10 protein-coding genes are annotated in these 8,930 nt (G+C 69.2%); 5 read left to right on the forward strand and 5 right to left on the reverse strand.

All coding sequences use genetic code 11. The annotated features are described in order from the left end of the window. Positions 1-240: hypothetical protein (locus PKE44_RS10775; protein WP_324550952.1), on the forward strand; the 240-nt coding region annotated here is incomplete at its 5' end. Positions 241-386: 146 nt separating this feature from the next. Here PKE44_RS10775 and PKE44_RS10780 read toward each other — a convergent pair. The 3 genes from PKE44_RS10780 to PKE44_RS10790 form a co-directional block, all read right to left on the reverse strand. After that, positions 387-1,181, reverse strand: coding sequence for a transglutaminase family protein (locus PKE44_RS10780; RefSeq protein ID WP_324550953.1), 795 nt, complete (start codon positions 1,179-1,181; stop codon positions 387-389). A gap of 100 nt (positions 1,182-1,281) precedes the next feature. After that, positions 1,282-2,118, reverse strand: a complete 837-nt coding sequence (locus PKE44_RS10785) for a substrate-binding domain-containing protein (RefSeq protein ID WP_324550955.1) — start codon at positions 2,116-2,118, stop codon at positions 1,282-1,284. A gap of 78 nt (positions 2,119-2,196) precedes the next feature. Beyond that, entirely contained in the window at positions 2,197-2,658 is a 462-nt protein-coding gene (locus PKE44_RS10790; protein ID WP_324550957.1) for a TOBE domain-containing protein, read from the reverse strand. Positions 2,659-2,769: 111 nt separating this feature from the next. On the opposite strand from PKE44_RS10790, the gene PKE44_RS10795 reads away from it, so the two are divergent. The 4 genes from PKE44_RS10795 (at position 2,770) to PKE44_RS10810 (ending at position 7,264) form a co-directional block, all read left to right on the forward strand. Further along, positions 2,770-3,594 carry a TOBE domain-containing protein gene (locus PKE44_RS10795; RefSeq protein ID WP_324550958.1) on the forward strand — a complete coding sequence of 275 codons (825 nt, stop codon included), beginning with the start codon at positions 2,770-2,772 and terminating at the stop codon, positions 3,592-3,594. 319 nt (positions 3,595-3,913) lie between these two features. Further along, the gene (locus PKE44_RS10800) at positions 3,914-5,434 is read left to right on the forward strand and encodes an aldehyde dehydrogenase family protein (protein ID WP_324550959.1); all 1,521 of its coding nucleotides are present in this window, start codon (positions 3,914-3,916) and stop codon (positions 5,432-5,434) included. Positions 5,435-5,648: 214 nt separating this feature from the next. Next, a complete protein-coding gene (gene purE / locus PKE44_RS10805) occupies positions 5,649-6,152 on the forward strand; it encodes a 5-(carboxyamino)imidazole ribonucleotide mutase (RefSeq protein ID WP_324550960.1) in 504 nt (167 codons plus the stop codon). Continuing rightward, positions 6,149-7,264 (forward strand): 5-(carboxyamino)imidazole ribonucleotide synthase, encoded by a 1,116-nt coding sequence (locus PKE44_RS10810; protein WP_324550961.1) that lies wholly within the window; start codon positions 6,149-6,151, stop codon positions 7,262-7,264. The genes purE and PKE44_RS10810 overlap by 4 nt, the downstream gene beginning before the upstream one ends. A gap of 19 nt (positions 7,265-7,283) precedes the next feature. Here PKE44_RS10810 and PKE44_RS10815 read toward each other — a convergent pair whose 3' ends face one another. Both PKE44_RS10815 and PKE44_RS10820 read right to left on the reverse strand, forming a co-directional pair. Beyond that, positions 7,284-7,667 carry a hypothetical protein gene (locus PKE44_RS10815; RefSeq protein WP_324550962.1) on the reverse strand — a complete coding sequence of 128 codons (384 nt, stop codon included), beginning with the start codon at positions 7,665-7,667 and terminating at the stop codon, positions 7,284-7,286. A 196-nt stretch (positions 7,668-7,863) separates the two neighbouring features. Beyond that, the coding region (locus PKE44_RS10820) for an HAF repeat-containing protein (protein WP_324550963.1) at positions 7,864-8,930 on the reverse strand (1,067 nt) is incomplete at its 5' end.

Here is an 8,930-nt window from a genome sequence, read left to right on the forward strand (position 1 = left end):
GCCCTCGCCTTGGGGCTGGCTCCGGGCGCAGACCCACCGCCGCCGCGCGTCGAGCAGCCGGTCGGCCAGCCGGCCCCGGAATACCGCTGGGTGCCGGGCCACTGGAGCTGGGAGAACGGCGCCTGGGCATGGACGCCGGGCACCTGGGAGCAGCCGCCGCAGCAGAGTGCCGAATGGGTGCCGGGCCGCTGGGAGCAGCGTCCGGACGGCTGGCTGTGGATTCCGGGCTACTGGTCGTAAGCCCGGCGCCGGCCGGCGCCGGCGCGTGAGGTTTTCCGCGCCGATCTTCACCGGGAAGCCGGATACGCGCTTCCCCGCACTCCACCGGAAACACCGCGGGCCCTGTCGCCGGATCGGCGCAGGGCCCGCGGCCGTTTGCGGCCCGCTCAGCCGGCGGCTTCCGGCACCGCCCGCACCCAGGCCTGCATGTTGTCGAGCTTCGTGTCGCCGAACGGGGTCGCCAGCGCCACGTCGAGCGCATCGCGGCCGTAGCCGATGATCACGCGCCCGCCGCGCGGCCCGGCCTGCGTGGCGTCGAAGGTGTACCAGCGCCCGTCGACATACGCCTCGAACCAGGCGTGCAGGTCCATCGGCTCCAGTTCGTGCAGGTAGCCGGCGACGTAGCGGGCCGGGATGCCGAGCGCGCGCGTCAGCGCGATGCCGACGTGCGCGAAGTCGCGGCACACGCCCTTGCGCATGCGGATCGTGTCGCGCGCCGAGGTCGATTCGTTGCTGACGCCGTAGCGGTATTCGAAGCTGCGGTGGATCCAGGCGCGGATCGCCTCGACCTGGTCGTAGCCGGGCGTGGCGCCGGCCGTCACGTCGCGCGCCTGATCGGCGAGCGCGTCGGATTCGGCGTAGCGGCTGGCGAGCAGGAAGCCGATGACCTCGACCGGCAGCTGATCGACCGGCGTGCGCGGCGCCCCGGGCGCGAGCGCGATCGTGTCATCGGTGTCGACGCGCACCTGCGTCGAGATGTGCAGCCGCCCGGGCCGGGCCACGATGCGCTGGCAGAGATTGCCCCAGGCATCGGCGTACTCGCTGGCCGGCACGCGCGGCTGCAGCGCGTAGCGTTCCGCTTCCACCCACTGACCTTCGCCGCTGCGCGGACGCAGCATCAGCAGCATCGGCGTCGGTTCGAGGATTTCAAATTCGAGCTCACAGCCGGCATCGAGGCGCATGGCGGATTCTCTCTCCGTATGGCGCGCCGGCACCCAGCGCGCCGGCCGCGTGCGCAGGCAGACGGCGCGCGGACGCGGAAGTTCGCCCCGCGCCGGCGCCTCAGCGGCCGTAATCCGGAAAGAACAGCTGCTCGCCGTTGATCCGGTAGCCGGCGATGGCCTGCTGGCCTTCCGGCGAGATCACCCAGTCGATGAAGGCCTGGGCGTCGGCCTGCCTGACGTGCGGGAACTTCGCCGGGCTGACCAGCAGGATGCCGTACTGGTTGAACAGCCTCTTGTCGCCCTCGACGACGATCTTCAGCGGCCCGCGGTTCCTGAACGACAGCCAGGTGCCGCGATCGGTCAGCGCGTAGGCCGGCAGGCCGGCGGCGGTGTTCAGCGTCGGCCCCATGCCCGAGCCGGTCTCGCGATACCAGCTACCGGAAGCGGCCTTCACGTCGATGCCGGCCGCCTTCCACAGCGCCTGTTCGGCCTTGTGCGTGCCGGAATCGTCGCCGCGCGAAGCGAACGGAGCCTGCTTTCCGGCGATGGCCCTGAAGGCCGCGACCACGTCGTGTCCGCCCTCGATGCCGGCCGGGTCGGTGCCGGGACCGACGACGATGAAGTCGTTGTACATGACCGGGAAGCGCTGCACGCCGTAGCCCTCGGCGACGAACTTCTCCTCGGAGGGCTGGTGGTGCACGAACAGCACGTCGGCATCGCCCTGCTGCGCGATCTTGATCGCCTGACCGGTGCCGACCGCGACCACGCGCACCTCGATGCCGGTCTTTCCGGTGAACTTCGGCAGCAGGTAACCAAAGAGCCCGGACTGCTCGGTCGAGGTGGTCGAGGCCACGGTGATGAAGCGCTCGGCCGCCTGCACCGGCAGCGACAGCACCGACAGCAGCAGCGCACAGAGGCCGGCGCGCAGGCCCGGCAGCGAAGGACGGAAGGACATCGCGACGACTCCTCGGGGGCTTCTGTCTCGGGTTTTTTTCGTCATGGGGCATGCACGGCGCCGCAGCCGCGCGGCCCCTCAGGCCGGCACGGCGAGCAGCACGCTCGAAGCCTTGATCAGCGCGCAGGCGCGCCGCCCCGGTGCCAGCCCGAGTTCGTGGACGCTGGTGTGCGTCAGCGTCGCGGTGACGCGCTGGCCGGCGTCGAGGCGCATGGAAATCTCGTCGTTGACGGCGCCGGTGCGCAGCGCATCGACGACGCCCCACAGCGCGTTGCGCGCCGAGACGAAGGGCATGCGCTCGGTCGTGAAGATCACGCTCGACGCCTGCACCAGCGCATAGACTTCCCGGCCCGGACGCAGCGTCAGCGCGTCGATGCTCTCGTCGGTGACGATCGCCACCATCGAGGCCCCGCCGCCGATGTCGATCAGCACCTCCGCGTTGACCGCGCCGCGCTCGACCGTGACGACATGACCGTGAATCTGGTTGCCGGCGCTGACCTTCAGCGGCGGGCGTGGCAGGGTGGACGACGCGCTGGACACGGCGACGGACCTCGGTGACGGACGGCAGGGATGCCCGGTCGGCTGGCCGGACGCGGCAGACTTTATATGAATCAAAATATATAGCGAAGTACAGTGGCGACTCTCAAGCCCATGAGCCCGATCGATCCTCCGTCCCCGGCCGACATCGCCACGCAGCTCGCCTTCTTCGCGCGCGACGGGCAGACGCTGCTGAAGCCCGAGCGCGTCGCACTGCTCGAACACATCCAGCACAGCGGCTCGATCTCGGCCGCCGCGCGCGCGATCCCGATGAGCTACAAGGCGGCCTGGGATGCGATCGACGCGATGAACAACCTCGCGCCGCAGACGCTGGTCGAGCGCGTCGCCGGCGGCCAGCGCGGCGGCGGTTCGCGGCTGACCGAATACGGCGCGCGCATCGTCGCGCGCTACCGCGCGATCGAGCGCATGCAGCGCCAGCTGATTGATCTGATTGCCATGGACGATCCGCAGATGCTCGGCGACCTGCCCGGTCTCGGCCTGCTGTTCGGGCTGCGCACGACGGCGCGCAACCTGTTTTCCGGGCGGGTGGCGCGGGTCGCGGCCGGTGCGGTGTCGAGCGAGGTGGTCATCGACATCGGCGCCCAGGACCGGCTGGTGGCCATCGTCGGGCGCCAGGATGTCGAGGCCCTGCGCCTGGTGCCGGGGGCGGCGGTGCTGGCGCTGGTGCAGGCCACGCAGGTGATGCTGGCGCTGGCGGAGGCCGGACTGCGCACCAGCGCCCGCAACCGTCTCGATGGCACCGTGCTCTGCATCGGCCCGGGCGCCGTCAATGCCGAGGTGCAGATCGCGCTCGCCGGCGGCAAGCGGCTGACGGCGATGATGACGATGGAAAGCCTGCAGGCGCTCGGCCTCGAACCGGGTCAGCCCTGCACGGCCTGGATCAAGGCTTCGAGCATCGTGCTGGCCGCCATCGGCTGAAGCCCCGGCACCCGCCCCGCCACGGTTTCGCCTACCTCTTTCGTATCAATCAGTTGTATGTGTCGCACCCGGTGCAGCGCCTTGTCTGCGCCGGAGCGGCGTCACAGCCTGTGCCGCTGCAGGGACGATTTCCATTGGCTTTTTCATGGGAATGAATTTTCAGCAATGTCACAAACTCCTGTTTTCCCACAGGAAGCTTTTTTATGAATGTCACTTTATAGAATGGCATCCATATTGCGATGGCTCTCCTGCCCAAACTGGCACGACCGCAGCAGACGGCCGTGACGACCACCCATCAAAGAAGATGCAGGAGAGCCTCATGATTTATGCAAAGCCTGGCCAGCCCGGTTCGAAGGTCACCTTCAAGTCGCGCTACGCCAACTTCATCGGCGGCGAGTGGGTGCCGCCGGTCGAAGGCCGCTACTTCGAGAACGTCTCGCCGGTCGACGGCAAGGTGTTCTGCGAGATTCCGCGCTCCTCGCCGGCCGACATCGAGCTGGCGCTCGATGCCGCACACCGCGCCAAGGATGCGTGGGGCAAGGCCTCGCCGACCGAGCGTTCGAACACCCTGCTGAAGATCGCCGACCGCATGGAGGCGAACCAGGAGATGCTCGCGGTCGCCGAGACCTGGGACAACGGCAAGCCGATCCGTGAATCGCTCGCCGCCGACACCGCGCTCGCGATCGATCACTTCCGCTACTTCGCCGGCTGCATCCGCGCGCAGGAAGGTTCGATCGGCGAGATCGACCACGACACGGTTGCCTATCACTTCCACGAGCCGCTCGGCGTCGTCGGCCAGATCATCCCGTGGAACTTCCCGCTGCTGATGGCGGCGTGGAAGATCGCCCCGGCGCTCGGTGCCGGCAACTGCATCGTGCTGAAGCCTGCCGAGCAGACCCCGGTCTCGATCCTCGTGCTCGCCGAGCTGATCCAGGACATCCTGCCCCCCGGCACGCTGAACATCGTCAACGGCTTCGGCCGCGAAGTCGGCCAGGCGCTCGCCACCAGCAAGCGCATCGCCAAGATCGCCTTCACCGGCTCGACCGCCACCGGCCGTCTGGTCATGCAGTACGCGACCGAGAACATCATCCCGGTGACGCTCGAACTCGGCGGCAAGTCGCCGAACATCTTCTTCGACGACGTGATGGCGAAGGACGACTCCTTCCGCGAGAAGGCGCTCGAAGGCTTCGCGATGTTCGCGCTGAACCAGGGCGAGGTCTGCACCTGCCCGTCGCGCGCGCTGGTGCAGGAATCGATCGCCGACGAGTTCCTCGCGCTCGCCGTCGAGCGCGTCAGCCGCATCAAGCAGGGTGATCCGCTCGACACCGACACCATGGTCGGCGCGCAGGCCTCGGCCGATCAGGTCGAGAAGATCATGTCGTACATCGACATCGGCCGTCAGGAAGGCGCGCAGTGCCTGATCGGCGGCGAGCGCAACCAGCTCGGCGACAGCCTCGGCCGCGGGTACTACATCAAGCCGACGGTGTTCAAGGGCAACAACAAGATGCGCATCTTCCAGGAGGAGATCTTCGGCCCCGTGCTGTCGGTCACGACCTTCAAGGACGAAGCCGAAGCGCTGGAAATCGCCAACGACACCATCTTCGGCCTCGGCTCCGGCGTCTGGACCCGCGACGGCGTGCGCGCCTACCGCATGGGCCGCGGCATCCAGGCCGGCCGCGTCTGGACCAACTGCTACCACCACTACCCGGCGCATGCCGCGTTCGGTGGCTACAAGCAGTCCGGCATCGGTCGCGAGACGCACAAGATGATGCTCGACCACTACCAGCAGACCAAGAACCTGCTGGTCTGCTACAGCCAGAACCCGCGCGGCTTCTTCTGAGCCGACGCTTCGCAGCGTCGCTGCCTGCCGGCGCGACGCCTGCTCATGCCGGGGACGGACGGGGACACGCTCCCGTCCGTCCTTTTTCATCGGCGCTGCTTTCATCGGCGCCGCCGCCGCTTTCCGGATGACGGCCTGCGCGCCGGCCGCTGCGGAATGCTCCGCGTTCGCATCGCGCGTTGGCCGGACCGGGGGTGGCCGGTAGAATGCGCCGATGAACGCACCCTCTCCCCTCGTCGGTCTCATCATGGGCTCCAGGTCCGACTGGAGCACGCTCGAACACGCCGCCACGACGCTCGAAAACCTCGGCGTCCCGCATGAAGTGCGCGTGGTTTCGGCGCACCGCACGCCCGACCTGCTGTTCGAATACGCCGGCAGCGCCGAGGCACGCGGACTCGAAGTCATCCTCGCCGGCGCCGGCGGCGCGGCGCACCTGCCGGGCATGGTCGCGAGCAAGACCGTGCTGCCGGTGCTCGGCATCCCGGTGCAGTCGGCGGCGCTCAACGGCCTCGATTCGCTGCTGTCGATCGTGCAGATGCCGGGCGGCATCCCGGTCGGCACGCTGGCGATCGGCAAGGCCGGGGCGATCAATGCCGCGCTGCTCGCCGCGTCGATGCTCGGCGGCAAGTACCCGGCGATCCGCGAGGCCGTGCGCGCCTTCCGCACCCGCCAGACCGACACCGTGCTCGCCGATCCCGACCCGAGGCTGCCGCTGTGAGTGAGCCCGTCGATCCTTCCGGCCTGACGGTCGGCATCGTCGGCGGTGGCCAGCTCGCCCGCATGCTGGCGCTCGCCGGCTATCCGCTCGGCCTGCACTTCATCGTGCTCGATCCGGCGAAGGATGCCTGCGCCGGTCAGGTCGCCACGCAGCTGCACGGCGAATACGACGATCCGGACGCGCTCGATGAGCTCGCACGCCGCTGCGACGTGGTCACCTTCGACTTCGAGAACGTGCCGGCCGCGGCGCTCGAACATCTCGCCGCCGAAGTCCCGGTCGCGCCGAACCCGCGCGCGCTCGGCACCGCGCAGGACCGCCTCGCCGAAAAGACCCTGTTCCGCGAACTCGACATCCCGACACCGGTGTATGCCGCCGTCGACAGCCGCGAGGAACTGTCGATCGCCGTCGCCACCACCGGCCTGCCGGCGGTGCTGAAGACGCGCCGCTTCGGCTACGACGGCAAGGGCCAGCGCGTGCTGCGCGAGCGCGCCGACCTCGATGCCGCCTGGGCCGAACTCGCCGGCCATGCGCTGATCCTCGAAGGCTTCGTGCCGTTCACGCGCGAGCTGTCGATCCTCGCCGCGCGCAGTGCCGACGGCACGACCGTGTTCTGGCCGCTGGTCGAGAACGTCCACACCGGCGGCATCCTGCGCCTGTCCCGCGCGCCGGCCGACGCCGAAGCCCTCGAAGCCACGGCCCGCGCCCACGCGCAGGCCGTGCTCGATGCGCTCGATTACGTCGGCGTGCTGGCGATCGAGTTCTTCGATGTCGGCGGCACGCTGATCGCCAACGAGATGGCGCCGCGCGTGCACAACTCCGGGCACTGGACCCTCGAAGGCGCCGAGACCTCGCAGTTCGAGAACCACCTGCGCGCCGTCTGCGGCCTGCCGCTCGGTTCGACGCGCGCCGTCGGCTACAGCGCGATGCTGAACTTCATCGGCCGGCTGCCCGAGCCGGGGCCGTTTCTCGCCACGCCCGGCCTGCACTGGCACGACTACGGCAAGGCCCCGCGCAGCGGGCGCAAGGTCGGCCACGCCACGCTGCGCACCGATCAGCCGGACGAACTCGAGCACGCACTGGCGCGGCTGCAGCCCCTGCTCGCCGCTGACTGAACATGGCGCCGGCGGGCGCTCAGTGCAGACGCAGCGATTCCGGGTGACTGTGTTCGAAGCCGCTCAGCACCGCTTCGAGATGGCAGGCATGCGCGGTATCGCCGTGCACCCGGGCGACGCCGATGTCGTCGCGGATGAAGTCGTGCAGCCTGAAGATGCCGGCCGCCGACTGCAGCAGCTCCTGCCCGCAGCCGGCCGCCGCGACCTCGGGCAGATGTTCGTGCTCGGCGATGGCCGCCACTTCGTCTTCGGAAAGCGAACAGAAATCGCAACAGTCCTGCAGTGACAACATGATGGGCTTCCTGACGAAGAGCCTGCCGTCCCCGGGATAGCGGGGCTGGAACAGACGCTGCGCAGCGGCGCTTATGCGCCGTGGTCTGACCGGGCACAAGCGAAGTTTCATGACCATATGGCAATGCGGGCCGCAGGCCCCGGCCGGCAGTCGCCCCGTCCCGCCGGGGCCGCGGGCAGACGTACGGCCCCGGCCTCATGCCGATCACGGCCGAACACACCGTCTTTTCAGTCCCTCTCCGCTCACGGGTGAGGGCCTGGGGAAAGCGGGCGCAAACCGCGCATTGAAGCGTGATCGACCTCCGCCCTCACGTCGTCTCCCGCCGGCGGCGCCCGAGCAGCCACGCCCCGGCCCCGATCAGCGTCAGCAGGTCCGGTTCCGGAATCGCCGCCAGCGGCACCAGCAGCAGCGCGCGCGTGTCGATGCCGCCGTCGTTGCCGTAGCCGACGATCCAGCCGGCATCGTTGATGTCGGTCGCCCCCCGGATCGTCCAGCCCGAGGCCGGATCGATCAGCGCATTCAGGTCGCGCAAGGCTCCGCCGTCCCAGAACAGGCCCACCGGAAACGCCGCCCCCGGCAGGAAGCTCATGCCGACGCCCTGACCGGCGGCGTTCAGCGCCACCAGAAAGTCGCTGTCGCCGCCGAGCGTGCCGAGATCCGTCATCACGCCGCCGCTGTAGAGGAACGGATGCGTGCCGGTGTCGCCGGTGATCTGCCCGTAGCCGGCGATGAGGCCGCCGGCATTGATCGCCGCGGCGGTGCTGGTCGTGCCGCCGAGCGTGCCGAGGTCGTTCATCAGCCCGGCCTCGTACAGGAAGGCATGCGCATCGCCATTGCTGTCGAAGGACTGGCCGACGATGCGGCCGCTGTCATCGAGATCGAGCGCGACGCTGGTCGTGCCGCCGAGCGTGCCGAGATCGTTCATCGTCGTGCCGTCGAAGAAGAACGCATGCGACTGCAGGTTGCCGGCGATCTGCGAAAAGCCGACCACCTGCCCGAGGTTGTTGATCGCCGCCGCGCCGCTGCTCGCACCGCCGAGCGTGCCGAGGTCCGTCATCGTGCCGCCGCTGTAGAGGAAGGCATGCGTGTCGCTGTTGCCGGCCGTCAGCGACGAACCGACGACCTGCCCGGCGGCATTGATGTCCTGACCGTTGCTGGTCGCGCCGCCGAGCGTGCCGAGATCCGTCATCACGCCGCCGCTGTAGAGGAAGGCGTTGGCACCGGCGTTGTTGGTGAGCGCGGCAATGCCGCTGATCTGCCCGGCGTTGTTGAGGCCGAGGGCCTGCGACGAACCGCCGCCGAGCGTGCCGAGATCGATCACCGCATACAGCGGTGCCGCCCCGCTCGCCGCGTGGAATCCGAACAGCGCGGCCA

Origin of the sequence: Plasticicumulans sp. (assembly GCF_035331805.1) — a bacterium.
Taxonomy (GTDB): Bacteria; Pseudomonadota; Gammaproteobacteria; order Competibacterales; family Competibacteraceae; genus Plasticicumulans.

Bases quoted from the DNA above. Each gene is read 5' to 3' on its own strand.
- PKE44_RS10780 (WP_324550953.1), bottom strand. From the start codon at position 1,181: ATGCGCCTCGATGCCGGCTGTGAGCTCGAATTTGAAATCCTCGAACCG.
- PKE44_RS10785 (WP_324550955.1), bottom strand. From the start codon at position 2,118: ATGTCCTTCCGTCCTTCGCTGCCGGGCCTGCGCGCCGGCCTCTGTGCG.
- PKE44_RS10795 (WP_324550958.1), top strand. From the start codon at position 2,770: ATGAGCCCGATCGATCCTCCGTCCCCGGCCGACATCGCCACGCAGCTC.
- PKE44_RS10800 (WP_324550959.1), top strand. From the start codon at position 3,914: ATGATTTATGCAAAGCCTGGCCAGCCCGGTTCGAAGGTCACCTTCAAG.
- purE (WP_324550960.1), top strand. From the start codon at position 5,649: ATGAACGCACCCTCTCCCCTCGTCGGTCTCATCATGGGCTCCAGGTCC.
- PKE44_RS10815 (WP_324550962.1), bottom strand. From the start codon at position 7,667: ATGAAACTTCGCTTGTGCCCGGTCAGACCACGGCGCATAAGCGCCGCT.